A 23,451-nucleotide genomic window follows, 5' to 3' on the forward strand; every position below is an offset into this window, starting at 1 on the left:
GGCTGCAGGTGCTGCGCAGGCCGGGCATCACCCGGCCCGCGGCTGCGTTACTGGACGAAGCTTGCCAGATCGACAACCCGTTCCGGAGGGGTGACCAGAACCGGTTCGGCCTCGGACCCGACGGCGCTGCGCGCCATCAGAAGCCGGGCAATCCGGTCCGACGCCATGCCATCGCCGAACGGGTTCACCTTGCCGCGCAGTTCGGGCTTGCCGCCGCGCTGCAGGATCTCGCGGGCAGCGGCAAGGATGCGGTCGGGTTCGGTGCCGGTCAGCTGGGCGAAGCCCGCAGTGATTGCCTCGGCCCGTTCGGATTCGTTGCGCACAACGAGGATCGGCACGCCGAAAGTCGGGGCTTCTTCCTGGACGCCGCCGGAGTCGGTGACGATCAGCGTGGCCGATGACATCAGATAGACGAAATCCTCATACCCCAGCGGGTCAAGCAGGCTGACATTCGGCTGATCAGCAAGGACGCTGCGGATGCTGCCCGAGACGGCCGGATTGGGATGGACCGGCAGGACGAAGGCGTGATCGCGGAAGTCCTGCGCCAGGTCGCGCAGGGCGGTGGCGATCCCGGTCATGATCGCGCCGTGGCTTTCGCGCCGGTGCAGGGTGACCAGGACGATGGGCTTGTCCCCGGCGATGCGCTGGCGCCAGTCGGAAAGCCGCAGCGACAGGGTCGGCGACCGGCCGATGATCCTGCGGATTGCGATCAGGGCATCGACGACCGTGTTGCCGGTCAGGTGGACCGAGGCCGGATCGATGCCTTCGCGCAAGAGGTTCTGGCGGGCGTGTTCGGTGGGCGCGAAGTGCAGGTCGGCAATCGGCGCAATCATCCGGCGATAGCCTTCCTCGGGCCAGGGGCCGGCGAGGTTGCCGGTGCGGAGGCCCGCTTCGACATGGGCCACGGGCACGCTGGAATGGAAGCCAGCGAGCGCACCGGCCAGCGCGGTCGAGGTGTCGCCCTGCACCACGATCCGGTCCTGCGGCAGCCGGTCGAGAAGCGCGCAGATCGAGCGGTGGAGGTCGGTGACGCGGGCGCCCGCCGAGGTGGCGGTGGGATCGAGCGTCAGTTCGACGTCCGGCGTGATGCCAAAGCTTTCCAGGGCATCGTGCGCCATGGCGGGGTGCTGGCCCGACAGGCAGACGGTCAGCTGCACCCGGGGGTCGTTGCGCAGCGCCATTGCGACTGGCGCCAGCTTGATCGCCTCGGGTCGGGTGCCGATCAGTACAAGGATCCGGTGCTTGCGCCGGTGGCGTTCCATCAACACGTTCGTAGCCCACTTCTTGAGAAAGGATGTTGAACAGGACGCCAGCTAAACGTTTCGGAAACCCTAAAAACGCTTGGGGGGAAGCAGGGGCTTTAGCCAGTATTTTAGGGGTATTTTCTTGGTCGCGCCGTGCCACGGCAGGGGGTCAGAGGCGGCCCAGTTCCTCGACCGCGGTTTCGCGCAAGGCCCGCAGGTCGGCGATCGAGCTTTCCAGCTCGACCTGCTGCTGTTCCAGGGCGGCGAGCTGACGGTCGGCCAACTGCAGCCAGGCCTCAAGCTGCGGGCGTTCGCCCTTCTTGCCGTAGATGAGGAGCCACTGGCGGATCTCTTCCAACGAAAAGCCAAAGCGGCGGCCGCGCAGGATCAGCTTCATCCGCGCGATTTCGCGAGGCCCGTAGAACCGGGCGCGGCCTTCCTTTTCGGGGGCCAGAAGCTCGATGTATTCGTAATAGCGCAGCGTGCGCGGGGTCACTTCGAACCGGGCACACATCTCCTTGAAGCTGAGCCGGGTGTCGGTCATGCGCTGTCCTCCCGCGCGGCAGCCTAAGGTGCACCCGTTCCGCGTGCAATGGGTTCGGGGGTTGCCTTCCCCGTAGCAGGGCGGTTTGATGCCGGCTGAGGGACCACATGCCAGACGCAACCGATACCGCCCGCCGTTTCATCTCTGCCCTGCCGCACAGCCATGCGCTGGGGATGCAGCTGGAGGAAATCGGCGAGGGCGTGGCGGTGATCACGATGCCTTATTCCCCAGCGTTGATCGGCGATCCGACGACCGGGGTGATCCATGGCGGGGCGGTTTCGGCGCTGATGGACACGGCCTGCGGGGCGGCGGTGATGAGCCATCCGCAGGCGGGGTTTTCGACGGCTACGCTGGATTTGCGGATCGACTACATGCGCCCGGCGACGCCCGGCCAGACGATCCGGACGCGGGCGGAATGTCACCATGTGACGCGGTCGGTGGCCTTTGTGCGGGCGGTGGCGACTGACGAGGACGAAAGCCGCCCGGTGGCGATGGCGACGGGTGCCTTCACGGTGGAGCGCAAGGGATGAAGGCGCTGGAACCGGTCCATGTCATCAAGCAGCGGCGTGAGGGGCTCTTGCGGACGCTGGTGGACGGAGTGCCTTACATCGGTTTCCTGGGAGTGCAGTTCGACCGGCGTGGGGATGAGCTGACCGCCGTCCTGCCGTTCAAGGAGAGCCTGATCGGCAACCCGGGCCTGCCGGCGCTGCATGGCGGGGCGACGGCGGCCTTCCTGGAAATCGCGGCGATGATCGAGCTGGCGTGGTCGACGCTGTGGGATGGGGTTGAGGCGGACGGTGCGCTGCCCGAGGGGCCGCTGCGGCTGCCGAAGACCATCGACTTTACCGTCGACTATCTGCGGTCGGGCCTGCCGCGGGATGCCTATGCCCGGGCGCGGGTCAACCGGTCGGGGCGGCGCTATGCGTCGGTGCATGTCGAGGCCTGGCAGGACAACCGCGCGCGGCTGTTTGCCCAGGCGACGGGCCATTTCCTGATGCCGCCGGTCGAGCCGAAGTGACCGAGGTCACCCACGCCCGGATGTGGCGGATCGCCGGGCCGATTGTCCTGTCCAACGCGACGGTGCCTTTGCTTGGGGCGGTGGATACGGGCGTCGTTGGGCAGCTTGGGCAGGCGGCGCCCATTGGGGCGGTGGGCCTGGGGGCGGTGATCCTGGCGACGGTCTACTGGGTGTTCGGCTTCCTGCGGATGGGGACCAGCGGACTGGCCGCGCAGGCCCAAGGCGCGGGTAACGGGGCGGAGCGGGCGGCGGTGTTGCTGCGGGCGCTGATCGTTGGCCTTGGGTCGGGCCTGGCATTGATCCTCTTGCAACTGGCGCTGGTCGCGGGGGCTTTTTCTCTGGCTCCGGCGAGCGCGGAGGTTGAGGGCCTGACCCGGCAGTATCTGGCGATCCGCATCTGGGGGGCACCGGCGACCATCGCGCTTTATGCCGTGACCGGCTGGCTGATCGGGGTGGAGCGGACGCGGGCGGTGTTCCTTTTGCAGCTGTGGATCAACGGGGTGAACATCCTGCTGGACCTGTGGTTCGTGCTGGGCCTCGGCTGGGGCGTGCCGGGGGTGGCGGCGGCGACGCTGATCGCGGAATGGACGGGCCTGGTCCTGGGCCTGTGGTTCTGCCGTGACGCTTTCGGGCCGGTGCTGGCGGCGGCCTGGGGGCGGCTGGGGGACAAGGCAGCGCTGCTGAGGATGTTCGCGGTGAACCGGGACATCATGATCCGGTCGGTCGCCTTGCAACTGTGCTTTACGGCCTTCGTCTTCCTGGGCGCGCGGCATGGCGATGTGACGCTCGCCGCAAACCAGGTGCTGCTGCAGTTCCTGGGCATCCTGTCCTATGCGCTGGACGGCTTTGCCTTCGCCGCCGAGACGCTGGTCGGCCAGGCGATCGGCGCACGGGCCGTGCAGGAGGTGCGGCAAGCGGTCCGGCTGGCATTGATGTGGACGTTCTGGAGCGGGGTGGTCCTGGGTCTGGCCTTCTGGCTGGCCGGGCCCTGGCTGATCGACCTGATGGCCACGGCACCCGAGGTCCGGGCCGAAGCGCGGCATTACCTGCCCTGGATCGTGGCAGCCCCGGTCTTCGGCGCCCTGGCCTGGGCCTATGACGGCATCTACATCGGCGCGCTTCTGACCCGCGAGATGCGCCGGTTGATGCTCATCGCAGCTGCGGCCTATGTCGTGGCGCTGGGGGTCTTCTGGCCCTTCGGCAACCACGGGCTTTGGGCCGCGATGATGATCCTCTTCGCGGTCCGGAGTGTCCTGATGCACCGGAACAGCCCAAAGGTCGCACGGCTGGCGCAGGGGTAGGGAAACCGCACCTTTGCGGCGCGCCGTGATCCGCGCACCTTGCTGCCGAACCGCCTGCAAGGATTGCGACATGCGCCACTGGTTGATCTGTCTGGCCCTTTTGGCCCCTGCACCGACCCTCGCCGATGACCTGCCCGGATCAACCTTCGCCTTCGGGCTTTGGAGCGGGGGCGCGGCGGCGGATGCGACAGGGGTCTACAGCCATTGCTATGCAACCCTGTCCTACACCCAGGGCCAGCAGCTTTGGGTGAACGTCACACGCGACGAAAAGATGGAAGTGGTCTTCGCCTTTCCCGGTGTGACCTTCAAGCCGGGGCAAGAGATCGATGCCAGCCTGATGATGGAATCGGGCTCTCCGACCCTGGGCAAGGCATTTGCGCTGGATGACAGGCATGTCGCCTTCAGCATGGCGCCCATCGCAGACACCCATGTCTTCCTGTCGCAAGGTCGCTGGCTGCGGATCATGGGCGTCGGGCATGACGAGGCGTTCGAAGTCACTGGCTTGGGCGGCGTGCTGGGTCTGGTCCGACAGTGTCACGAAACGCACAAGGCCTGACCGGGACGGGACCGCGACCTGACCGTACTTTGCCGTCATGTGTAAGGCTTGCCTTCCCCCGGTGGCCCGGGCGATATTGCGCGACCAAAGGGGAGAGACATGCGGAAATTCCTGGTCGTACTGGACGACAGTCGCGAGTGTCTGAATGCCATGCGCTTTGCGGCGCTGCGGGCGGCCCATACCGGGGGGGGTGTGACGATCCTGTCGATCGTGCCGCCGGACGAGTTCCAGACCTGGGTGGGCGTGGCCGACCTTATGCGGGCCGAGGCGCGGGAACGGATCGAGGCGCATTTCGAGGTCTTTGCCAAGTGGATGCGGGACAAGCAGGGCGTGAACCCGGAACTGGTGATCCGCGAGGGTGACCCGGTGAACGAGATCCTGGCCCAGGTGAGCGAAGACCCGGAGATCGGCGTCCTGGTCCTAGGGGCGGGAACGGACAAGTCCGGCCCGGGGCCGCTGGTGACGGCGATGTCGCGCAACTCGGGCAACCTGCCGATCCCGATCACCATCGTTCCGGGGGACATGTCCAAGGAACGGCTGGAAAGCATCACCTGAGATCCTGCCAGCGGGGAACATTCCCGGCAGCAGACGGCTAGAACGGCGCGATTAAGCGCCTGCTTACTGCAGGGGCACAGCGGATGACCTAAAGTGGGTGTGGGCCGCATCGAGCCTGTTTCCCCGGACATCTGCATGACTTTCCCTGATCGGGCGGCCCAGACGGGCAATCGCCCCACACTTTCGCCCTTCGCGCTGAATGCGCTTGTCGCGACCTATCTGATGGCGCTGTGCAACGCGACCTTCTGGGGTCATCTGTTTCGTATCTTCGAGGGCCGGACGGCCACAGCGCTGGTCTTTGCGGGCGCGGTCTGGGCGCTGATGATGTTCGTGATCTCGGCCCTGGCGGTGCGCCGGGCGCAGAAGGCTGTGCTGGTGGCGCTTCTGCTCATCGCGGGGGTGACGTCATACTATGTGGAGGTTCTGGGCGTCGTGGTCGACCGCGAGATGATCCAGAACGCGATGACCACGACCTTCGCGGAATCAAAGCACCTGATCACCCTGCACTTCATCTGGCACGTCGCCGTCTATGGCGTGCTGCCGGCGGTCGTGGTCCTTTGGGTGCGGGTAAAGCGAACCTCGGTCCCGCGCGCCCTGGTGGGCTACGGGGTGGTGGGCGCGGTGTCGGCAGCGCTTCTGGTCGGGCTGCTGTTCACCAACCTCAAGGCCTATTCGACGGTACTGCGCGGCAACAAGGAGCTGATGGCTTCAGTCCAGCCGCTGGCACCGATATCCGGGGCGTTGCGCTATGCGAGGATGATGGTCAAGTCGACCCAGATCGTCCTGCAGCCCACCGGCCGCGATGCGGCACCCGGACCCAACCTGGCCAAGGCGGACAAGCCGGTGCTGATGGTCATCGTCGCGGGAGAGACGGGGCGGGCGCAGAACTGGTCCCTGGGCGGCTATGGGCGCGAGACGAACCCCGAACTCGCAAAGCGCGACATCGTCTATTACCCAAATGCCTCAAGCTGCGGGACGGCCACGGCGACGTCGCTGCCCTGCATGTTCTCGCCGCTGAGCCGGGCGGAGTATTCCTACGAAGGGGGCTTGGGGACCGAGAACCTGGTCGATGTGCTGTCGCATGCCGGGTTTGCCGTGGAGTGGTGGGACAACAATGGCGGGCACAAGAACGTGGCCGACCGCGTGGCGTCGCGCATGATGACGGCCGAGGACGGGGCAGAGTTCTGCCAGCCGGAATGCACAGATGGCATCTTCCTGGCGGACCTGCGGGAAAAGGCGGCGTCGATCACGCAGAACACGGTCATCGTCCTGCACCAGATCGGCAGCCACGGGCCGAGCTACTGGCTGCGCTACCCGGCTGACCGCGAGATCTTCGCTCCGGCCTGCCAGACGCCCGAGCTGACCCAATGCACGACCGAGGAGATCGTCAACGCCTATGACAACACCATCGCCTATACGGATAACTTCCTGGCCCAGGTGATCGACATCCTGGAGGCAAGCGACCGGGTGATCCCGGCAATGTACTACGTCTCGGACCATGGCGAGTCCTTGGGCGAGGGCGGGCTTTACCTGCATGGCACGCCCTATTTCATGGCGCCCGAGTATCAGACCCATGTCCCGATGGTGATCTGGATGTCGGAAAGGTTCCGTGCCAGTCTGGCGCTTGACCAGGATTGCCTGAAGGCAGCGGCGGCGGACCCGGTCAGCCATGACAATATGTTCTCGACGGTGCTGGGGATGGTGGACGTGACGACGACGGCGAAAGATGCGGCGCTGGACCTGGCGGGGGCCTGTCGGCAGGCCGTGGCGGGCTGACCGATGACGGTGCAGGAAAAGCCGCCGCGCAAGTCCGGCGTCGCGCATTTCCTTGCGGCGGCGGGCTATTCGCTGGGGGGCCTGAAGCGGCTGTCGCAGGAAAGCGCCTTCCGGCAGGAAGTGGCGCTGATCGCTGGCCTCTTGGTCGTGCTGGCGGTCTTCGGTGCCTCGCTGCCCGAGATTCTGGGGATGCTGGCGCTTGGCCTGGTGCTGATCGCGGTCGAGGCGCTGAACACCGCGCTGGAGGTGCTGGTCGACCATCTGTCCCCGGGCTGGTCGCAGTTTGCCAAGGACGCCAAGGACCTGGGCTCGCTGGCGGTGGCCTGCACGATCGGGGTTCTGGTGATCTATGCAGCGGTGGTGCTGATCTGGTAGGCTATGCTGCACATGCATTGCTGCCATGCAGCATAAGTCCTTTGGACAGCGGGCGGTGAGGGTTATCTTGCCGACAGGGAGGAGCCAGACGAAAGGCTCTGCATCATGTCGATCCACCCGTTCCCGGTCCGCAAGACCAAGGCCATCACGCCGATCGAGCCGTACTTTTCCGCCGAACCCGTCGACGTCCCTGCCCCGCAGCTGCGCCCGCTGACCGCGCTGGAACAGATGTACGCCTACTGGGGCTCGGATCGCGCCTGAACGTAAGGTGGGCAGGTTGCCCACCCTACTTTAGAACGGTTCCAGACTTGACGTTGCGGCGCTGAAGGCGCATATCCGAGTGGAATAGTCGGAGACTTCAGATGTTCATCCAGACCGAATCCACGCCGAACCCCGCGACGCTGAAGTTCCTGCCCGGCCAGACCGTGCTGGAGCTGGGCACCGCCGACTTCCCCAGCGCCGAGGCGGCTGCGAAATCGCCGCTGGCCAAGCGCATCTTCGCGGCGGGCGGCGTGACGGGCGTGTTCTTCGGCACCGACTTCGTGACCGTCACCAAGGCCGACAGCGTCGACTGGGCCCATATCAAGCCGCAGATCCTGGGCGCGATCATGGAGCATTACCAGTCGGGGCAGCCCGTGATCGAGGGCGAAGGCGCGACCGGTGGCGGCCATGCCGAACATACCGGCGAGGACGGCGACGTGGTCCGGCAGATCAAGGAGCTTCTCGACACCCGCGTCCGCCCGGCAGTGGCGCAGGATGGTGGCGACATCACCTTCCACGGCTTTGACCGGGGCGTCGTCTATCTGCACATGCAGGGCGCCTGCGCGGGCTGCCCGTCCTCGACCCTGACGCTGAAGATGGGGATCGAGAACCTGCTGCGGCACTATATCCCGGAAGTGCTGGAAGTGCGCCCCGTCGCCGCCTGAGCCTGCCGTGCTTTTGCCGATCCTGGCCTTTGATACCTCGGCCGCGCACTGCGCGGCCGCTTTGCTTTTGCCCGAAGGCCTGATCCAGCGGGTCGAACCGATGGAGAAGGGCCAGGCCGAGCGGCTGGTTCCGCTGCTGGAGGAGATGCTGTGCGAAGCCGGGCTGGGCTGGGCAGACCTGAAGGCGATTGCCGTTGGCACGGGTCCCGGCAACTTCACCGGGGTCCGCATCGCGGTTGCAGCGGCGCGGGGATTGGCCCTTGGCCTTGGCATTCCGGCGGTCGGGGTCACCCGGCTGGAGGCGCTGGCCTATGGCCTGCCACGCCCGGTGGTCGTCGTCGAGGACGCAAAGCGCGGCCAGGTCTATGTCCAGATGTTCACCCCCGAAGGTCCCGGAGCCGCGCATCTGGCCGACCGGGTGGTTCCCGCCTGCCCGGCAACCGGCTCGGCGGCGGGTGAGGGTGCCCTGCCCCCGGCCGTGCCGCTGACGGAGGCCATTGCGCGCATCGGCGCAGTGCGGGCGATGACGCCCCAGCCTCGCCCTGCCCCCTTCTACCTTCGCGGAGCGGATGCCGCGCCGCCGGCAGACCCGCCCCCGGTGATTCTGCCGTGACGCCCGAGGCGTTGGCCGCCCTGCACGCGCGGTCCTTCCGCACGCCGCCACCGTGGAGTGCTGCCGATTTCAGCAGCTTCCTCGCCGATCCTTTGTGCTTCCTTCTTGTCGAAGGCGACGCGGGGTTCCTCTTGGGCCGCGCCGTCGCAGGCGAGGCCGAACTGCTGACGCTTGCCGTGTCGCCCGATGCAAGGCGTCGGGGCCTGGGACGCAAGCTGGTGGCACGATTCCTGTACCAGGCCCGCCTGCGGGGCGCAGAACACGCGTTTCTTGAGGTTTCCGCCGAAAACACGCCGGCAATCGCGCTGTACGAATCGGCTGGGTTCGGTCCGGCGGGTCGGAGGCGTGGGTACTATCACACTCCTGACGGGCAGCTTGTAGATGCCCTTGTTCTGCGCCGCGATCTTGTCTCTGCTGCGGTGCGGTAAGTTTTTTTGACCAAAAGGTCAATTTTTTACCGAAGTAAAAAGAATCCGGCTTGACCCCCATGCGGGCTTCCCCACTAATCAGTGTCAGGAACCGCTCGCGACCGGGAAGACCGGCGGACAGGGCGGCGCGTAGAGTTTATCAACCGGGAGAACACCGATGAGCCTTATGAAATCCCTTGCCGGGGCCACCTGCGCATTTGCACTCTTTGCAGGTGTCGCATCGGCGGAACCCGCAATCATCTTCGACCTGGGCGGCAAGTTCGACAAGTCGTTCAACGAGGCCGCCTTCAACGGTGCGACCCGTTGGGCCGAGGAAACCGGCGGGACCTTCAAGGAACTGGAAATGCAGGACGAGGCCCAGCGCGAACAGGCGCTGCGCCGTCTGGCCGAAGCCGGCGCGAACCCCGTCGTCATGACCGGCTTCGCCTTCGGCGACGTCCTGAACAAGGTCGCCCCCGATTTCCCGGACACCAAGTTCGCGATCATCGACATGGTCGTGGAACAGCCGAACGTGAAGTCGGTCGTGTTCAACGAGCATGAGGGCTCGTACCTCGTTGGCATGATGGCGGGCCTTGCGACCAAGACCGGCACCGTCGGCTTCATCGGCGGCATGGACATCCCGCTGATCCGCAAGTTCGGCTGTGGCTATGCCCAGGGCGTGCTGGCAGCGAAGCCCGATGCCAAGGTCGTCCTGAACATGACCGGGACCACCCCGGCGGCCTGGAACGACCCGGTGAAGGGCGCGGAACTGGCCAAGGGCCAGAAGGCGCAAGGCGCGGACGTGATCTACGCAGCCGCGGGCGGCACTGGCGTGGGCGTCCTGCAGGCGGCGGCGGATGAGGGGATCCTCTCGATCGGCGTCGATAGCAACCAGAACTACCTGCACCCGGGCAAGGTCCTGACTTCGATGCTGAAGCGCGTGGACAACGCCGTCTACGAGGCCTTCAAGGAAGGCGAAGCGCTGGCCCCCGGCATCAACGTCATGGGTCTGGCGAACGACGGCGTGGGCTATGCGATGGACGAGAACAACGCCTCGCTGGTGACCCCGGAAATGCAGGCCGCAGTCGATGCGGCGGCAGAGAAGATCAAGTCGGGCGAGTTGGTCGTGCACGACTACATGTCGGACAACACCTGCCCGGCCGCCACGTTCTGATCGGCTGACAGCCTGAGACGAATGATGCCGCGCCAGACCTCTGGCGCGGCATCTTAGCAAGGGGCGGGCCCCGAAGCCGCACAATAAGCGGCCGGACCCGGCGACAGGGGGAACATATGGCTGACGCGGCATATGCCATCGAACTGAAGGGCATTTCCAAGGCCTTCGGTCCGGTCCAGGCGAACAAGGACATCAACATCGCGGTGCCGAAGGGCACGATCCACGGGATCATCGGCGAGAACGGCGCGGGAAAGTCGACGCTGATGTCGATCCTGTATGGCTTCTACAAGGCCGATTCCGGCCAGATCTTCGTCAATGGCCAGCTGACCCCGATCCCGGACAGCCAGAGCGCAATCCGCGCCGGCATCGGCATGGTTTTCCAGCACTTCAAGCTGGTGCAGAATTTCAGCGTCCTCGAAAACATCATCCTGGGGGCCGAGGAAGGGCAGCTGCTCAACACCTCGCTGACGAAGGCGCGGAAAGAGCTGGAGCGGCTGGCGCGGGACTATGAGCTGGAGGTGGACCCCGACGCGCTGATCGAGGATCTGTCGGTGGGCCACCAGCAGCGGGTGGAGATCCTGAAGGCGCTCTATCGGCAGGCCGACATCCTGATCCTGGACGAGCCGACGGGTGTCTTGACGCCCGACGAGGCCGACCACCTGTTCCGCATCCTGAAGGGGCTGAAGGACCAGGGGAAGACGGTGATCCTGATCACCCACAAGCTGCGCGAGATCATGGAGGCCACGGATAACGTCAGCGTCATGCGCCGGGGCACGATGGTGGCCACGGTGAAGACGGCGGAGACATCTCCCGAGCAGCTGGCCGAGCTGATGGTGGGCCGCAAGGTCCTTTTGGAGGTCGAGAAGGGACCTGCAAAGCCGGGTGAGGTCGTCCTGTCCGTCAAGGACCTGCGGGTGCGGGATGAGCACAAGGTCGAACGGCTGAAGGGCGTCAGTTTCGAGATCCGCGCGGGGGAAATCCTCGGGATCGCGGGGGTGGCGGGGAACGGACAGTCCGAGCTGCTGGCGGCCTTGGGCGGGATGCAGACCGCGACGGGCTCGGCCACGCTGAAGGGGGCGGTGCTGCCCCTGTCAGGTGCCGGGTCGGACGGGCAAAGCCGCCGGGCATCGGGGATCGCCCATGTGCCCGAGGACCGGCATCACCACGGGCTGATCCTGGACTTCACCGCCTGGGAGAACGTGGCCTTCGGCTATTTCAACGACCCGGACTACCAGAAGAACGCGCTTTTCATGGACAACGACGCCATCCGCGCCGACACCGAGCGCAAGATGGCGAAGTTCGACGTGCGCCCGCCGATCCCGACTTTGGCGGCCAAAAGCTTCTCGGGCGGGAACCAGCAGAAGATCGTCGTGGCGCGCGAGATGGAACAGAACCCGGCGCTTTTGCTCATCGGCCAGCCGACACGGGGGGTGGACATCGGCGCGATCGAGTTCATCCACAACCAGATCATCGCCCTGCGGGATGCGGGGGCGGCGATCCTGCTGGTTTCGGTGGAACTGGATGAGATCATGAGCCTTTCCGACCGTATCGGGGTGATGTTCGACGGCAAGATCATGGGCTTCCGCGATCCGGAGAAGACCGACGAACGCGAGCTTGGCCTGTTGATGGCTGGGGTGACCGGCAAAGGGGAGGCCGCCTGATGGACCGCTTGCCACGCTGGGCCGATGTCGCCCTTGTGCCCCTTGTCTCGCTGACGCTGGCCGCGATCATTTCGGCGCTCGTCATCATCGCCATCGGGCAGGACCCGTGGGAAGCGATCACGGTGATGGTCCAGGGGTCGGTGATGAACGCCTATGGCTGGGGCTATACGCTCTATTACGCCACGAGCTTCATCTTCACTGGCCTTGCCGTGACCGTGGCCTTCCATGCGGGCCTTTTCAACATCGGTGGCGAAGGGCAGGCGCAGTTGGGCGGCCTGGGCGTCGCGCTGGCGCTTCTGTTCATCCCGTGGCCGCACTGGACGATTGCGCTGCTGGCTGCGGCCTGCGGGGCGGCGTTATTCGGGGCGGCCTGGGCGGCGATCCCGGCCTATCTGCAGGCGAAACGCGGCAGCCATATCGTGATCACCACGATCATGTTCAACTACATCGCCGCCAGCCTGCTGATCTTCATGCTAGTCGACGTGCTGCGCCCGCCGGGGAAGATGGACCCGGCCACGGCGACCTTCCCCGAGGCGACGCATCTGCCAAGCTTCAACGAAATCCCCGGGCTGAACCTGATCTTCACCAGTGGGGTGCCGGCGAACGTCACCTTCTTCATCGCGCTGGCAATGGCTGTGGTGGTGTGGGCGCTCCTCTGGCGGACTCGGCTTGGCTACCAGATCCGCGCCTTCGGCAAGTCGGAACCAGCGGCCCGCTATGCCGGGATCAACCCGACGAAGATCATCATGATCGCCATGCTGATTTCCGGCGGCCTTGCCGGGCTGATGGCGATCAACAACGTGATGGGCGAGGCGGAGCGTCTGTTGGGCAACTCGGCTTCGGGCGCGGGCTTCATCGGCATCGCGGTGGCGCTGATGGGGCGGAACCATCCGGTGGGGGTGGTGCTGGCCGCCCTTCTGTTCGGGTTCCTGTTCCAGGGCGGGGCGGAGCTGGGGCTTTGGACCAAGATCCCGATTGAACTGCGGACCGTGGTGCAGGGTCTGGTGATCCTGTTCACCGGCGCGCTCGACATGATGGTGCGGATGCTTCTGACCCGCATCTTCGCCCTTTTCCGCGCCAAGAAGCTGGAGGCCGCGTGATGGATTACGCAACGCTGCTGCAGATCCTCGATTCGACCCTGCGCCTCGCGACGCCGTTGCTGCTGGCTTGCCTCGCGGGCCTCTACTCGGAACGCGCTGGCGTCTTCGACATCGGGCTTGAGGGAAAGATGCTGACCGCCGCGATGTGTGCGGGGGCGGTGGCTTTCTACACCGGGAATGCCTGGGTGGGCGCGCTGGCGGGCATTTTCGGCTCGCTGATCTTTGCGCTGATCCATGGGGTCACCTCGATCACCTTCCGGGGCAACCAGCTGATCGCGGGGGTAGCGCTGAACTTCCTCGCCTCGGGCATGACCGTGCTGGTCGCGCAAAGCCTGTTCGGCCAGGGCGGTCGTACCCCGCCCCTAGAGGGCGCGGCCCGCTTCAACCCGATCGACCTGCCCTTCGCCGATGCGCTGAAGGAGGTGCCGATCCTCGGACCGTTCTACCACGAGGTCATTTCGGGCCATTCCATCCTGGTCTATGCGGCCTTCGGTATCGTCGCGCTGACCTGGTGGGTCCTGTACCGCACGCGCTATGGCCTGCGGCTGCGGGCCGTGGGCGAGAACCCGGCGGCGGTCGACACGGCGGGCGTCAGCGTCAAGGGCCTGCGCTTTTCGGCAGTGATGATCACCGGGGTCCTGTGCGGGCTGGCTGGGGCCTACATGGCCACCGCGCTGCAGGCGGGCTTTGGCAAGGAGATGACTGCGGGGCGCGGCTACATCGCTCTCGCCGCGCTGATCTTCGCCAAGTGGCGGCCCGTGGCGGCGATGTATGCCTGCCTTCTGTTCGGCTTCTTCCAGGCGCTGGCGGCGCGTCCGGACATTGTCGAGGGGATCGTTCAGGTGAAGGTGCCGGTTTCGTTCATCGAGGCCCTGCCCTACGTCCTGACCGTGATCGTGCTGGCGGGCTTCATCGGCAAGGCGATCCCGCCCCGCGCGGGCGGTGAGCCCTACGTGAAAGAACGCTGATGTCCGACGCTGCGACGCTTGCGCGCCTGATCCGCGCCCGTGCCGGGGACGCTCCGGTGGCGCTGGGGCTGATCCTGGGGTCAGGCCTTGGCCACCTTGCCCATGCGGTGGAGGGGGTGGCGATCCCCTATGCCGACCTGCCGGGTTTCCCGCATGTGGGCGTGTCGGGTCACAACCCGAACCTGCATGTGGGGACGCTGGAGGGTGTCAGGGTCGCGGTCTTCGGCGCACGGGAGCACTATTACGAATCCGGCAATCCCCGGGCGATGCTGCTGCCTCTGCAGGTCCTGAAGGCGCTGGGGGCGGAGAGCCTGATCCTGACCAATGCGGCAGGATCGATGCGGCCTGACATTCCGCCCGGCAACGTGATGCTTCTGTCGGACCACATCAACTATTCCGGCCTGAACCCGCTGATCGGCGAGAAGACGGATGCGCGCTTCGTGCCGATGACGGATGCGCACAACCCCGTGCTTCGCGCGAGCCTGAAGGCGGCGGCGAAGGCGGAAGGGATCGACCTGCCGGAAGGCGTCTACTGCTGGTACTCCGGCCCATCCTTCGAGACGCCGGCGGAAATCCGGATGCTGAAGCTTCTGGGCGGGGATGCCGTGGGGATGTCCACCGTCCCCGAGGTGATCCTTGCGCGCTTCCTGGGGCTGAAGGTCGCGGCGATCTCCACAATCACCAACATGGCAGCCGGGATGAGTGACGAGAAGATCAGCCACGAACACACCAAGGCGATGGCCCCGCTGGGTGCGGCAAAACTGGAACGGATTCTCAGGGAATTCCTGCGTCAGCGGAAGTAATCGAATCGGGATTTGACATCCCCGGTAAAGGCGCGCAACCGTTTGAAGACTCCTGCGCTTTCGCTTCCTGACTGGCCGCCTCGATGCAGCTCTACCTCCCCATCGCCGAGGTTTCGGTCAATGCCTTCCTCATCCTGGGGCTGGGCGGGATCGTGGGGTTCCTGTCCGGCATGTTCGGGGTTGGCGGCGGGTTCCTGATCACGCCCTTGCTGTTCTTCATCGGCGTCCCCCCGGCCGTCGCCGTGGCCACCGGCGCGAACCAGGTGGTGGCTTCGTCGATCTCGGGCGTTCTTGCGCAACTCAGGCGCAAGGGCGTGGACTTCATGATGGGAGGCGTCCTGCTGGCCGGGGGCGTGGTGGGTTCGGCCATCGGGGTCTGGGTCTTCGGGATCATGACCCGGCTGGGGCAAATCGACCTCTTCGTGCAGCTGTCCTATGTGATCTTCCTGGGCCTGATCGGCGCGATGATGTTCCAGGAAAGCCTGCGGAGCCTTTTGCGATCACGCAAGGCGAACGCGCCGATCCGCCGGGCGCACGTGCATTCCTGGGTACATGGCCTGCCCATCAAGATGAAGTTCCGCGCCAGCGGGCTTTACATCAGCGTCATCCCCCCGGTGCTGATCGGGGCGGCGGTCGGGTTCCTGTCGGCGATCATGGGGGTGGGCGGCGGGTTCATCCTGGTGCCGGCGATGATCTACCTTCTGGGGATGCCAACGAAGGTCGTGATCGGGACATCGCTGTTCCAGATCATCTTTGTCACCAGCTTCACCACCGTGATGCATGCGGTGAACAGCCAGACGGTGGACATGCTGCTGGCGCTGCTCCTGATCCTGGGGGGCGTAGTCGGCGCGCAGATCGGGACGCGGGTGGGTGTGCGGTTGAAGGCGGAACAGCTGCGCATCCTGTTGTCGCTTCTGGTCCTGGCCGTGTCGATTCGAATCGCGGTCGACCTGCTGGTCACACCGGATGAGCTGTATTCAGTCGCACCGGGGGTCCTGCCATGATCCGGGCGGCGCTGTTCCTGCTGGCCCTGACGCTGCCTGTCGCGGCGCAAGAGCAGATCGTCGCCGGGATGAGCCAGAACCGCGTGTCGATCACGGCGGATTTCGACGGGTCGGAGATCCTGATCTATGGGGCGGTCAAGCGCGATACCCCCGCGCCCGAGGACAAGGGGCCGCTGGAGGTGATCGTGACGGTCGAGGGGCCGTCGACCCCCGTGGCCGTGCGCCGCAAAGGCCGGGTTGCCGGGATCTGGGTGAACAACGCCTCGGTCCAGATCGACAGCGCCCCGAGCTTTTTCGCGGTTGCCACGACCGGACCGCTGAACCACATCCTGTCGGACGTCGACAACCTGCGCTACGGCATCACGATTGAACGTGTGATCCGGGCCATCGGGATTGCGGACGAGGCTGACCGCGCGGGTGAGTTCATCCTGGCGCTGCTGCGGGTCAGGACGAACGAGGGGCGGTACCGGCTTCTGGAAGGCAAGGTCGAGCTGACGGAAGAGACGCTGTTCCGTGCCGACATCGTGCTGCCCGCGAACCTGACCGAAGGCGAATACAAGGTCCGCCTGTTCCTTTTGCGCGACAAGCGGGTGATCGCGAGCCAGCAGCGGGTGATCGGCGTGCGCAAGGAGGGGCTGGAGCGGTTCATCTTCAACCTCGCGCAGGAGCAGCCGTTGATCTACGGCCTTTTCTCGCTGGTGCTGGCGGCGCTGGCCGGATGGGGCGCGTCGGCGGCGTTCCGGCTGATCCGGGTCTAATCGGCCTCGGCCAGAAGGGCCTGCACGTCCAGCCGCTTGGTGAACATGGTCAGCGAGCCGTCCGGGTTGCGGGGCCAGTCGGCCTGGGGCCGATCGCGGTAGAGTTCCACCCCGTTGCCGTCGGGGTCGTCCAGGTACAGCGCCTCGGACACGCCGTGGTCGGAGGCACCGGTCAGGGGATGGCCCGCCTCGACCAAACGTTTCAGGGCGTTGGCCAGCGACTTGCGGTCGGGGAACAGGAAGGCGGTGTGGTAGAGGCCGGTATGACCGGGTGGCGGGGGCGAGCCGCCAAGGCTTTCCCAGGTATTGAGCCCGATGTGGTGGTGGTAGCCCCCCGCAGACAGGAAGGCGGCCTGGGTGCCATAGCGCCCCACCAGGTCAAAGCCGAGGACGCCAGAGTAGAAAGCAATCGCCCGGTCAAGATCGGCGACCTTCAGGTGGACATGACCGACACGGGTTTCGGGTGGAAGCGACATCGCGGCACCTTGCTGCAGCTATGCCACTCAGCCTACGCCTGGATGCGCAGCAGGACTACAGGGCTTTTCGCACAAGTGCGGTGCGCGGCGGGCGCTACTTCTTCTTGGCCAGCGCCGCCTCAAGCGCCGCAATCCGGGCCTCAAGGGCGGCGTTTTCCTCGCGCGCCTTCTGCGCCATGGCGCGGGCGGCGTCGAACTCCTCACGCGTGACGAAATCGCGGTCGGCCATCCAGCGGTCGATCCAGCTTTTCATTGCGGTCTCGGCCTCGGTCTTGGCGCCCTGGGCCACACCCATCGCGTTGGTCATGAGCTGGCTCATGTCGTCGAAGAACTTGTTCCGGGTCTGCATGGGCCACCTCCTGCTGCTGGTGCCTATATGGCCCCGACCCGCCAGCAGGGCAAGGCGGTGCATTGTCGCCGCCGGTTGACATCGCCGCCCCCCGCCGCGACAAGCGGGAAAACCGCCGAGGACCCGGATGATCCCCTTCCCCGACATTTCCCCGAACCTGTTTGCCTTCGAGCTGTTCGGCTTCGAGATCGCGCTGCGCTGGTATGCGCTGGCCTATATCGCGGGGCTGCTGTTCGGTTGGTGGATCATCCTGCGCGCGATCCGCACGCCCCGGCTTTGGGCAGGCGAGCCACCCCTGACGCCTGAGCAGGTCGAACGCTTCTTCACCTGGGCGGTCGTGGGCGTGATCCTGGGCGGGCGGATCGGCTATGTCCTGTTCTACGAACCCGCCGTCTATCTGGCCGAGCCCTGGCGCATCCCCTTCGTCTGGGAGGGCGGCATGGCGTTCCACGGCGGGTTTGCCGGGGTGGTGGTGGCCGCGATCTGGTTCTGTCGGCGTGAGCGGATCCCCATGCTGTCGATGGGCGATCTTCTGGCCGTGGCCACTCCGTTGGGCCTGGCCTTGGGGCGACTGTCGAACTTCGTCAATGCCGAGCTTTGGGGCCGCCCGACCGACCTGCCCTGGGGCGTGATCTTCCCCGGCGCCGCCGCGCAGACCTGCACCGATGTCGTTGGCATCTGCGCCCGCCACCCGAGCCAGCTGTACCAGGCAGCGTTGGAGGGGTTCCTGCTGCTTGCCGTCCTGCTTTGGTTGGCCTTCCGGCGCGACTGGTTCAAGCGGCCCGGCGCGCTGATGGGGGTGTTCCTGGTGGGCTATGGCATCGCCCGGTTCCTGGTCGAGTTCGTGCGGCAGCCCGACGCGCAGTTCGTCTCGCCCGGCAATCCGGTCGGCTGGGCGCTGCAATTCGGCGACTTCGGCCTGACGATGGGGCAGCTTCTGTCGCTGCCGATGATCGCGGCGGGCCTCTGGTTCGTCCTTCGCGCAAGGTCTGCGTGAGCGGGGCGGGCATGACCCCCCTTGCCCGCCTGCTGGTCGAGCGCATCCGTGAGGGCGGGCCGATCAGCGTCGCCGACTACATGGCGGAATGCCTGCTGCATCCTGTCCATGGCTATTACACCACGCGCGATCCCTTTGGGTCGGCGGGCGATTTCACCACCGCCCCCGAGATCAGCCAGATGTTCGGCGAGCTTCTGGGCCTGGCCCTCGCCCAGGCCTGGCTGGACCGGGGATCGCCTGCGCCCTTCACGCTGGCCGAGCTGGGTCCGGGGCGCGGCACGCTGATGGCGGACATCCTGCGGGCGACGAAGGGGGTGCCCGGGTTCCATGCTGGGGCGCAGGTGGTGCTGGTCGAGGCCTCTCCGGTTCTGCGCCGCAAGCAGGAGCAGACGATCAGTCGTGGGCATGACATGGGCCTACGCTGGATCGAGGCGGCGGGGGACCTGCCCGAGCAGCCGCTGTTCCTGGTGGCAAACGAGTTCTTCGATGCCCTGCCGATCCATCAGTTCCAGTTGGTGAACGGTGGCTGGCACGAACGCCTGATCGGCCTGCAGGATGGCGCACTGGCCTTCGGCCTGGCGGAACGTCCGACAATCCCCGGCACCATGGCAATGCACCAGCGCGATGACGGCCTGGTCATCGAGGAAAACCGGATCGGGCGCTATGTGATGCGGCAGGTCCATCACCGGCTGTACCATCACGGCGGGCTTGCCCTGGTGATCGACTATGGCGACTGGCGGTCGCGGGGCGATACGCTGCAGGCGCTTCGGAAACATGCCTTCGACGACCCCCTTGCCCATCCCGGCGAGGCCGACCTGACCGCGCATGTGGACTTCGAGGCGCTGGCGGCCGAGGCGCATTTCTATACGACCCAAGGCGAGTTCCTGACCCGGCTAGGCATCGACGCCCGGGCCGAGCGGCTGGCGCAGGGTCTGACCGGCTCGGCGTTGGAAAGCCACTGGGCCGCGCATCGGCGCTTGACCCATCCGGAAGAAATGGGTTCGTTGTTCAAGGTGCTGGCCGTCACTTCGGCCGGTGCCCCGACGCCGCCCGGATTTAGCTGATGCCCACCACGCTGGAAATCATCACCTCGGACGCCCTGCAGGCCCGGCACGGCTTTTTCACGCGCAAGGGCGGGGCATCCTCGGGCATTTTCGCGGGGTTGAACTGCGGCACCGGGTCGTCGGACCAGACCGAGATCGTGGCGATCAACCGCGGCCGAGTGGCAGAAGCGATGGGGGTCGGCCCGGACGCGCTGGTCACGGTGCACCAGGTCCATTCCGCGCGGGCGCTGCCAGTGACCGGCCCGCTGTCGATCCGGCCCGAGGCCGACGCGCTGGTAACTGCGACGCCGGGCCTTCTGCTGGCGGTGCTGACGGCGGATTGCCAGCCCGTGCTGTTTGCCGACACGGATGCCGGGGTGATCGGGGCCGCCCATGCCGGCTGGCGCGGGGCGGTGGATGGCGTGCTGGAGGCCACGGTCGAGGCGATGGAGGGGCTGGGCGCGGACCGGTCGCGGGTCACGGCCGTCATCGGCCCGACGATCAGCCAGGCCGCCTATGAGGTCGGACCCGAGTTCTTCGACCGCTTCCGCGCCGAGGATGAGGCCAGCACCCGCTTCTTCGCCAACGGCCAGGGCGACCGGCTGCTGTTCGATCTGCCGGGCTATGGCCTGCACCGTTTGCGCCAGGCCGGAGTCGGTCATGCCGAGTGGACCGGGCACTGCACCTACCGCGATCCAGAGCGGTTCTATTCCTTCCGGCGCACAACCCACGCGGGAGAGGCCGATTACGGCCGGTTGATCTCGACAATAAGACTTTGATGTGGCGGGAGCGGGTCTGAAATGATCCGATTGCAGCAAGGTTCTTCCGCAACCCTGCCGCAATCACCTACCAGATTTAGCCCATCTGATTGGCATGCGATGGGGAATCCGATGATTATCCAGATGAAGACCAAGCGCCGCTGGATCCTGTCGATCCTGGAAACCGTGGGTGACGGGACCGACAGCCGGGTGATGGCCCGCGCGACGGTGCGCCAGACCACGGGTCGGACGATGGTCGCCGGTCAGAAGGGTTTCGCGATGCGGCTGAAGACGGCGACCCGCCAGGTCAGCGACGCCTCGCGCTAAGGTCTTCCTGCGCCTGGACCGGGGGCGTCTTGCCGACCGGTCTCAGGCGTTCTTCGCCAGCCGCGCCTCAAGCACATCGAAGGGCAGTCCCGGCTCGTCCTTCGCACAGCGGATCACCAGGCTAGTCTTGACGTTCGCCACGTGATCCGCGCGCAGCAGCTCTTCCGTCAGAAAGCTTTGGAAGCTGGACAGGTCCGGCGAGACGCATTTCAGGATGAAGTCGATCTCGCCATTCAGCATGTGACATTCGCGGACCAAGGGCCAAGCGCGGCAGCGTGCCTCGAAGGCCGCAAGGTCCGCTTCGGCCTGGCTGTTCAGCCGCACCATCGCGAAAACCTGGACCTCGAACCCCAGTTCCCGCGCGTTGATGTCGGCGTGGTAGCCGCGGATATAGCCCTGCTCCTCCAGCCCGCGCACGCGGCGCAGGCAGGGCGGGGCCGAGATTCCGACGCGGCTGGCAAGCTCGACGTTCGTCATCCGGCCATCGGCCTGCAGCTCGGCCAGAATCTGACGGTCGATGGGATCCAGCTTGTGCGCGACCATGGTGCCTCCGTTGCACTGACTTACTTACGCGCGGACCATGGGTTGCGCAATATTATTTCAACATTGCGCAAGAATACGATCTATGCATGCCCGGCAAAGCAGCCATGCGGGGGCTTTCCGCCCCCCGCGCGCATGGATATATCGGGGGCCTGACTTTCGGGGGACAGCATGGGCGAGACGCGGCACACCAAGGTTCTGATCATCGGCTCGGGCCCGGCGGGCTATACGGCGGCGGTCTATTCGGCGCGGGCGATGCTGAACCCGATCCTGATCCAGGGGCTGCAGCCTGGGGGGCAACTGACGATCACCACCGAGGTCGAGAACTGGCCGGGCGACCACTCGGTCCAGGGGCCGGACCTGATGGTGCGGATGGAGGAGCATGCGAAGGCGATGGGGGCCGAGGTGATCTCGGACTACATCACCTCTCTGGACCTGTCGAAGCGGCCCTTCACGGCGCAGGCGGACAGCGGGACGACCTATACGGCGGACGCGGTGATCCTGGCGACGGGGGCGCAGGCGAAGTGGCTGGGGCTGCCATCGGAGGAGAAGTTCAAGGGCTTCGGGGTGTCGGCTTGTGCCACCTGCGACGGGTTCTTCTACCGCGGGAAAGAGGTCGTGGTGATCGGGGGCGGGAATACGGCGGTCGAAGAGGCGCTGTTCCTGACCAACTTCGCCTCGAAGGTGACGGTCGTGCACCGGCGCGACAGCTTCCGGGCCGAGAAGATCATGCAGGATCGGCTGTTCAAGAACCCGAAGATCGAGGTGGTCTGGGATACCGCGGTGACCGAGATCCTGGGGACCGAGGCCCCCTTGGGCGTGACGGGCGTTCGGGTCCAGAATGTGAAGACGGGCGCTGAGGGGGTGATCCCCTGCGACGGGTTCTTCGTGGCGATCGGGCATGCCCCGGCGTCGGAGCTGGTGAAGGACCAGCTGCCGCTGCATTCCGGGGGCTATGTGGTGGTGGAACCCGGGTCGACCCGGACCGCGATCCCGGGGGTCTTCGCGGCGGGGGACCTGACGGACCACATCTACCGGCAGGCGGTGACCAGCGCCGGGATGGGCTGCATGGCGGCACTGGATGCGGAGAAGTTCCTGGCGGGGCACTGAGGCTGTCCTGCGTGGACAGGTTTTCCGACTCTTTGAAATCAATGGGTTGGCTGTGGACGTTCAGGGGTTCTTAACGGTTGGCTCCTCGTGCGCCTTCGGCTTCTCGTCGCGGATGACGCTGCCCTCGACCGATCAGCGCCGGACCTTTTCGGCCACGAAGGACGCCAGCGCCTGCACGGCGGCGGGTGCGCGGGGCGGGGTCAGGAGGGCGATCTCGGCCTCGGCCAGTGCGGGCCAACTGTCCTGCACCACCAGCCCCGGGGGAACCATCGCCTGGGGCATCACCGTCGCGCCAAGTCCCGCCCGGACCGCTGCAATCGCCCCGGCAAAGGAGGGCGAGGTGTAGACGCCAAGCCAGTCCCAACCCGCCGCCTCTAGCGCGCCCATGGCGCGTGCGCGGTAGACGCAAGGGGCGGGGCTGAGGACCAGCGGCACGGGACGCCGGTTGGCGTTGAACTGCGGCGCGGTGGCCCAGACCAGCCGTTCGCGCCAGAGCGTCCGCGCGCCGGGATGGGGCTGCGCGGGGTCCTGCTTGATGACGATCAGGTCCTGCTCACCGGCCTCGAACTCGGCGATCAGGGGCAGGGTCAGCTGGCAGGTGACGTGCAGCTCCACCGCCGGATGGGCCGCGGCAAAGACGCCAAGGATGTCGGGCAGGTAGAAGCTGGCGAAATCTTCGGGGCTGCCGAAGCGGACGAGACCGGCGATGTCCGGCGCGCGGAACCGGGCCAGCATCGCGTCGGCCTGGGCCACCATGGCGCGGGCGTCGGGCAGCAGGCGTTCACCTTCGGTGGTCAGCGCGACATTGCGGGTGTCGCGGGCGAAAAGCCGGACGCCCAGCGTGGCCTCAAGCTTGGCCAGCTGGCCGGAAACGGCGGATTGCGACCGCCCGACACGGGCACCCGTGCGGCTGAAACTGCGCGTTTCGGCCAGGCTGACGAAGGTGCGCAGAAGCTGGGTGTCAATGTCGTGCATCAGAGTCTCATGCGAATCGCCGATAAGTCATATCTGAATTTCCCGTTTCTCTTTTCAATAGCCGCAGCGCAGAAACCCGGGGCCTGAAACCCT

General features: G+C 66.2%; 29 protein-coding genes. 23 read left to right on the plus strand and 6 right to left on the minus strand.

From position 1 onward, the window contains the following. Positions 1-47: 47 nt before the first annotated feature. The gene (gene wecB / locus AC2EAL_RS01275) at positions 48-1,262 is read right to left on the minus strand and encodes a non-hydrolyzing UDP-N-acetylglucosamine 2-epimerase (protein WP_484722361.1); all 1,215 of its coding nucleotides are present in this window, start codon (positions 1,260-1,262) and stop codon (positions 48-50) included. A gap of 151 nt (positions 1,263-1,413) precedes the next feature. After that, positions 1,414-1,788 (minus strand): MerR family transcriptional regulator, encoded by a 375-nt coding sequence (locus AC2EAL_RS01280; protein ID WP_484722362.1) that lies wholly within the window; start codon positions 1,786-1,788, stop codon positions 1,414-1,416. A gap of 107 nt (positions 1,789-1,895) precedes the next feature. Here AC2EAL_RS01280 and AC2EAL_RS01285 point away from each other — a divergent pair, with 107 nt between their 5' ends. From AC2EAL_RS01285 to AC2EAL_RS01370, 18 genes are all read left to right on the plus strand, one after another. Beyond that, positions 1,896-2,318, plus strand: a complete 423-nt coding sequence (locus tag AC2EAL_RS01285) for a PaaI family thioesterase (protein ID WP_484722363.1) — start codon at positions 1,896-1,898, stop codon at positions 2,316-2,318. Then, a complete protein-coding gene (locus tag AC2EAL_RS01290; protein ID WP_484722364.1) occupies positions 2,315-2,806 on the plus strand; it encodes a PaaI family thioesterase in 492 nt (163 codons plus the stop codon). Before AC2EAL_RS01285 ends, AC2EAL_RS01290 begins: the two co-directional genes overlap by 4 nt. Positions 2,807-2,826: 20 nt before the next feature. Continuing rightward, a complete protein-coding gene (locus AC2EAL_RS01295) occupies positions 2,827-4,107 on the plus strand; it encodes an MATE family efflux transporter (RefSeq protein ID WP_484723379.1) in 1,281 nt (426 codons plus the stop codon). A gap of 70 nt (positions 4,108-4,177) precedes the next feature. After that, a complete protein-coding gene (locus AC2EAL_RS01300) occupies positions 4,178-4,663 on the plus strand; it encodes a hypothetical protein (RefSeq protein ID WP_484722365.1) in 486 nt (161 codons plus the stop codon). A gap of 99 nt (positions 4,664-4,762) precedes the next feature. Then, positions 4,763-5,218, plus strand: coding sequence for a universal stress protein (locus AC2EAL_RS01305; RefSeq protein WP_484722366.1), 456 nt, complete (start codon positions 4,763-4,765; stop codon positions 5,216-5,218). A gap of 135 nt (positions 5,219-5,353) precedes the next feature. Continuing rightward, the gene (locus AC2EAL_RS01310) at positions 5,354-6,994 is read left to right on the plus strand and encodes a phosphoethanolamine transferase (RefSeq protein ID WP_484722367.1); all 1,641 of its coding nucleotides are present in this window, start codon (positions 5,354-5,356) and stop codon (positions 6,992-6,994) included. Positions 6,995-6,997: 3 nt separating this feature from the next. Beyond that, the gene (locus AC2EAL_RS01315; RefSeq protein ID WP_484722368.1) at positions 6,998-7,369 is read left to right on the plus strand and encodes a diacylglycerol kinase; all 372 of its coding nucleotides are present in this window, start codon (positions 6,998-7,000) and stop codon (positions 7,367-7,369) included. Positions 7,370-7,474: 105 nt separating this feature from the next. Next, positions 7,475-7,630 (plus strand): hypothetical protein, encoded by a 156-nt coding sequence (locus AC2EAL_RS01320; RefSeq protein ID WP_484722369.1) that lies wholly within the window; start codon positions 7,475-7,477, stop codon positions 7,628-7,630. A 101-nt stretch (positions 7,631-7,731) separates the two neighbouring features. Next, entirely contained in the window at positions 7,732-8,295 is a 564-nt protein-coding gene (locus AC2EAL_RS01325) for a NifU family protein (protein WP_484722370.1), read from the plus strand. A gap of 7 nt (positions 8,296-8,302) precedes the next feature. Continuing rightward, a complete protein-coding gene (gene tsaB / locus AC2EAL_RS01330; protein WP_484722371.1) occupies positions 8,303-8,908 on the plus strand; it encodes a tRNA (adenosine(37)-N6)-threonylcarbamoyltransferase complex dimerization subunit type 1 TsaB in 606 nt (201 codons plus the stop codon). Next, complete coding sequence (locus AC2EAL_RS01335; protein ID WP_484722372.1) at positions 8,905-9,336, plus strand: GNAT family N-acetyltransferase; 432 nt, start codon at positions 8,905-8,907, stop codon at positions 9,334-9,336. The genes tsaB and AC2EAL_RS01335 overlap by 4 nt, the downstream gene beginning before the upstream one ends. A gap of 157 nt (positions 9,337-9,493) precedes the next feature. Then, the gene (locus tag AC2EAL_RS01340; protein WP_484722373.1) at positions 9,494-10,489 is read left to right on the plus strand and encodes a BMP family lipoprotein; all 996 of its coding nucleotides are present in this window, start codon (positions 9,494-9,496) and stop codon (positions 10,487-10,489) included. A gap of 116 nt (positions 10,490-10,605) precedes the next feature. After that, positions 10,606-12,150 carry an ABC transporter ATP-binding protein gene (locus tag AC2EAL_RS01345; protein ID WP_484722374.1) on the plus strand — a complete coding sequence of 515 codons (1,545 nt, stop codon included), beginning with the start codon at positions 10,606-10,608 and terminating at the stop codon, positions 12,148-12,150. After that, positions 12,150-13,250 (plus strand): ABC transporter permease, encoded by a 1,101-nt coding sequence (locus AC2EAL_RS01350; protein WP_484722375.1) that lies wholly within the window; start codon positions 12,150-12,152, stop codon positions 13,248-13,250. The genes AC2EAL_RS01345 and AC2EAL_RS01350 overlap by 1 nt, the downstream gene beginning before the upstream one ends. Further along, a complete protein-coding gene (locus AC2EAL_RS01355) occupies positions 13,250-14,218 on the plus strand; it encodes an ABC transporter permease (protein ID WP_484722376.1) in 969 nt (322 codons plus the stop codon). Before AC2EAL_RS01350 ends, AC2EAL_RS01355 begins: the two co-directional genes overlap by 1 nt. After that, a complete protein-coding gene (locus AC2EAL_RS01360; RefSeq protein WP_484722377.1) occupies positions 14,218-15,021 on the plus strand; it encodes a purine-nucleoside phosphorylase in 804 nt (267 codons plus the stop codon). The genes AC2EAL_RS01355 and AC2EAL_RS01360 overlap by 1 nt, the downstream gene beginning before the upstream one ends. An 83-nt stretch (positions 15,022-15,104) precedes the next feature. Continuing rightward, a complete protein-coding gene (locus tag AC2EAL_RS01365) occupies positions 15,105-16,025 on the plus strand; it encodes a sulfite exporter TauE/SafE family protein (RefSeq protein ID WP_484722378.1) in 921 nt (306 codons plus the stop codon). Then, positions 16,022-16,783: a TIGR02186 family protein gene (locus AC2EAL_RS01370; RefSeq protein ID WP_484722379.1), complete on the plus strand. Its 762-nt coding sequence runs from the start codon at positions 16,022-16,024 to the stop codon at positions 16,781-16,783. The genes AC2EAL_RS01365 and AC2EAL_RS01370 overlap by 4 nt, the downstream gene beginning before the upstream one ends. Here AC2EAL_RS01370 and AC2EAL_RS01375 read toward each other — a convergent pair. Then, positions 16,780-17,259, minus strand: a complete 480-nt coding sequence (locus tag AC2EAL_RS01375; protein WP_484722380.1) for a VOC family protein — start codon at positions 17,257-17,259, stop codon at positions 16,780-16,782. The two genes, AC2EAL_RS01370 and AC2EAL_RS01375, sit on opposite strands and share 4 nt — an antisense overlap. Before the next feature lie 94 nt (positions 17,260-17,353). After that, positions 17,354-17,608, minus strand: a complete 255-nt coding sequence (locus tag AC2EAL_RS01380) for an accessory factor UbiK family protein (RefSeq protein ID WP_128513963.1) — start codon at positions 17,606-17,608, stop codon at positions 17,354-17,356. 127 nt (positions 17,609-17,735) lie between these two features. Between AC2EAL_RS01380 and lgt the strand changes: the two genes are divergently transcribed. From lgt to AC2EAL_RS01400, 4 genes are all read left to right on the plus strand, one after another. Further along, positions 17,736-18,605 carry a prolipoprotein diacylglyceryl transferase gene (lgt, locus tag AC2EAL_RS01385; protein WP_484722381.1) on the plus strand — a complete coding sequence of 290 codons (870 nt, stop codon included), beginning with the start codon at positions 17,736-17,738 and terminating at the stop codon, positions 18,603-18,605. Positions 18,606-18,616: 11 nt separating this feature from the next. Then, positions 18,617-19,669, plus strand: coding sequence for a class I SAM-dependent methyltransferase (locus AC2EAL_RS01390; protein ID WP_484722382.1), 1,053 nt, complete (start codon positions 18,617-18,619; stop codon positions 19,667-19,669). Next, positions 19,669-20,427 (plus strand): peptidoglycan editing factor PgeF, encoded by a 759-nt coding sequence (gene pgeF, locus AC2EAL_RS01395; RefSeq protein ID WP_484722383.1) that lies wholly within the window; start codon positions 19,669-19,671, stop codon positions 20,425-20,427. Before AC2EAL_RS01390 ends, pgeF begins: the two co-directional genes overlap by 1 nt. A gap of 111 nt (positions 20,428-20,538) precedes the next feature. Further along, entirely contained in the window at positions 20,539-20,733 is a 195-nt protein-coding gene (locus tag AC2EAL_RS01400) for a hypothetical protein (RefSeq protein ID WP_484722384.1), read from the plus strand. 42 nt (positions 20,734-20,775) lie between these two features. Here AC2EAL_RS01400 and AC2EAL_RS01405 read toward each other — a convergent pair whose 3' ends face one another. Further along, on the minus strand, positions 20,776-21,276 hold the full coding sequence (locus AC2EAL_RS01405; RefSeq protein ID WP_484722385.1) for an Lrp/AsnC family transcriptional regulator: 501 nt from the start codon (positions 21,274-21,276) through the stop codon (positions 20,776-20,778). Between the two features lie 168 nt (positions 21,277-21,444). Between AC2EAL_RS01405 and trxB the strand changes: the two genes are divergently transcribed. Continuing rightward, positions 21,445-22,383, plus strand: coding sequence for a thioredoxin-disulfide reductase (gene trxB / locus AC2EAL_RS01410; RefSeq protein ID WP_484722386.1), 939 nt, complete (start codon positions 21,445-21,447; stop codon positions 22,381-22,383). A gap of 132 nt (positions 22,384-22,515) precedes the next feature. Here the strand turns inward: trxB and AC2EAL_RS01415 are convergent, their stop codons facing one another. Beyond that, positions 22,516-23,358, minus strand: coding sequence for a LysR family transcriptional regulator (locus AC2EAL_RS01415; protein WP_484722387.1), 843 nt, complete (start codon positions 23,356-23,358; stop codon positions 22,516-22,518). Positions 23,359-23,451 lie beyond the last annotated feature (93 nt).

The organism is Tabrizicola sp. T74 (genome assembly GCF_057219935.1).

What these genes read in the sequence shown, in the direction of transcription:
- wecB (WP_484722361.1), bottom strand. Translation starts at nt 1,262, where the DNA reads ATGGAACGCCACCGGCGCAAGCACCGGATCCTTGTACTGATCGGCACC.
- AC2EAL_RS01280 (WP_484722362.1), bottom strand. Translation starts at nt 1,788, where the DNA reads ATGACCGACACCCGGCTCAGCTTCAAGGAGATGTGTGCCCGGTTCGAA.
- AC2EAL_RS01285 (WP_484722363.1), top strand. Translation starts at nt 1,896, where the DNA reads ATGCCAGACGCAACCGATACCGCCCGCCGTTTCATCTCTGCCCTGCCG.
- AC2EAL_RS01290 (WP_484722364.1), top strand. Translation starts at nt 2,315, where the DNA reads ATGAAGGCGCTGGAACCGGTCCATGTCATCAAGCAGCGGCGTGAGGGG.
- AC2EAL_RS01295 (WP_484723379.1), top strand. Translation starts at nt 2,827, where the DNA reads ATGTGGCGGATCGCCGGGCCGATTGTCCTGTCCAACGCGACGGTGCCT.
- AC2EAL_RS01300 (WP_484722365.1), top strand. Translation starts at nt 4,178, where the DNA reads ATGCGCCACTGGTTGATCTGTCTGGCCCTTTTGGCCCCTGCACCGACC.
- AC2EAL_RS01305 (WP_484722366.1), top strand. Translation starts at nt 4,763, where the DNA reads ATGCGGAAATTCCTGGTCGTACTGGACGACAGTCGCGAGTGTCTGAAT.
- AC2EAL_RS01310 (WP_484722367.1), top strand. Translation starts at nt 5,354, where the DNA reads ATGACTTTCCCTGATCGGGCGGCCCAGACGGGCAATCGCCCCACACTT.
- AC2EAL_RS01315 (WP_484722368.1), top strand. Translation starts at nt 6,998, where the DNA reads ATGACGGTGCAGGAAAAGCCGCCGCGCAAGTCCGGCGTCGCGCATTTC.
- AC2EAL_RS01320 (WP_484722369.1), top strand. Translation starts at nt 7,475, where the DNA reads ATGTCGATCCACCCGTTCCCGGTCCGCAAGACCAAGGCCATCACGCCG.
- AC2EAL_RS01325 (WP_484722370.1), top strand. Translation starts at nt 7,732, where the DNA reads ATGTTCATCCAGACCGAATCCACGCCGAACCCCGCGACGCTGAAGTTC.
- AC2EAL_RS01340 (WP_484722373.1), top strand. Translation starts at nt 9,494, where the DNA reads ATGAGCCTTATGAAATCCCTTGCCGGGGCCACCTGCGCATTTGCACTC.
- AC2EAL_RS01345 (WP_484722374.1), top strand. Translation starts at nt 10,606, where the DNA reads ATGGCTGACGCGGCATATGCCATCGAACTGAAGGGCATTTCCAAGGCC.
- AC2EAL_RS01350 (WP_484722375.1), top strand. Translation starts at nt 12,150, where the DNA reads ATGGACCGCTTGCCACGCTGGGCCGATGTCGCCCTTGTGCCCCTTGTC.
- AC2EAL_RS01355 (WP_484722376.1), top strand. Translation starts at nt 13,250, where the DNA reads ATGGATTACGCAACGCTGCTGCAGATCCTCGATTCGACCCTGCGCCTC.
- AC2EAL_RS01360 (WP_484722377.1), top strand. Translation starts at nt 14,218, where the DNA reads ATGTCCGACGCTGCGACGCTTGCGCGCCTGATCCGCGCCCGTGCCGGG.
- AC2EAL_RS01365 (WP_484722378.1), top strand. Translation starts at nt 15,105, where the DNA reads ATGCAGCTCTACCTCCCCATCGCCGAGGTTTCGGTCAATGCCTTCCTC.
- AC2EAL_RS01370 (WP_484722379.1), top strand. Translation starts at nt 16,022, where the DNA reads ATGATCCGGGCGGCGCTGTTCCTGCTGGCCCTGACGCTGCCTGTCGCG.
- AC2EAL_RS01375 (WP_484722380.1), bottom strand. Translation starts at nt 17,259, where the DNA reads ATGTCGCTTCCACCCGAAACCCGTGTCGGTCATGTCCACCTGAAGGTC.
- AC2EAL_RS01380 (WP_128513963.1), bottom strand. Translation starts at nt 17,608, where the DNA reads ATGCAGACCCGGAACAAGTTCTTCGACGACATGAGCCAGCTCATGACC.
- lgt (WP_484722381.1), top strand. Translation starts at nt 17,736, where the DNA reads ATGATCCCCTTCCCCGACATTTCCCCGAACCTGTTTGCCTTCGAGCTG.
- AC2EAL_RS01390 (WP_484722382.1), top strand. Translation starts at nt 18,617, where the DNA reads ATGACCCCCCTTGCCCGCCTGCTGGTCGAGCGCATCCGTGAGGGCGGG.
- pgeF (WP_484722383.1), top strand. Translation starts at nt 19,669, where the DNA reads ATGCCCACCACGCTGGAAATCATCACCTCGGACGCCCTGCAGGCCCGG.
- AC2EAL_RS01400 (WP_484722384.1), top strand. Translation starts at nt 20,539, where the DNA reads ATGATTATCCAGATGAAGACCAAGCGCCGCTGGATCCTGTCGATCCTG.
- AC2EAL_RS01405 (WP_484722385.1), bottom strand. Translation starts at nt 21,276, where the DNA reads ATGGTCGCGCACAAGCTGGATCCCATCGACCGTCAGATTCTGGCCGAG.
- trxB (WP_484722386.1), top strand. Translation starts at nt 21,445, where the DNA reads ATGGGCGAGACGCGGCACACCAAGGTTCTGATCATCGGCTCGGGCCCG.
- AC2EAL_RS01415 (WP_484722387.1), bottom strand. Translation starts at nt 23,358, where the DNA reads ATGCACGACATTGACACCCAGCTTCTGCGCACCTTCGTCAGCCTGGCC.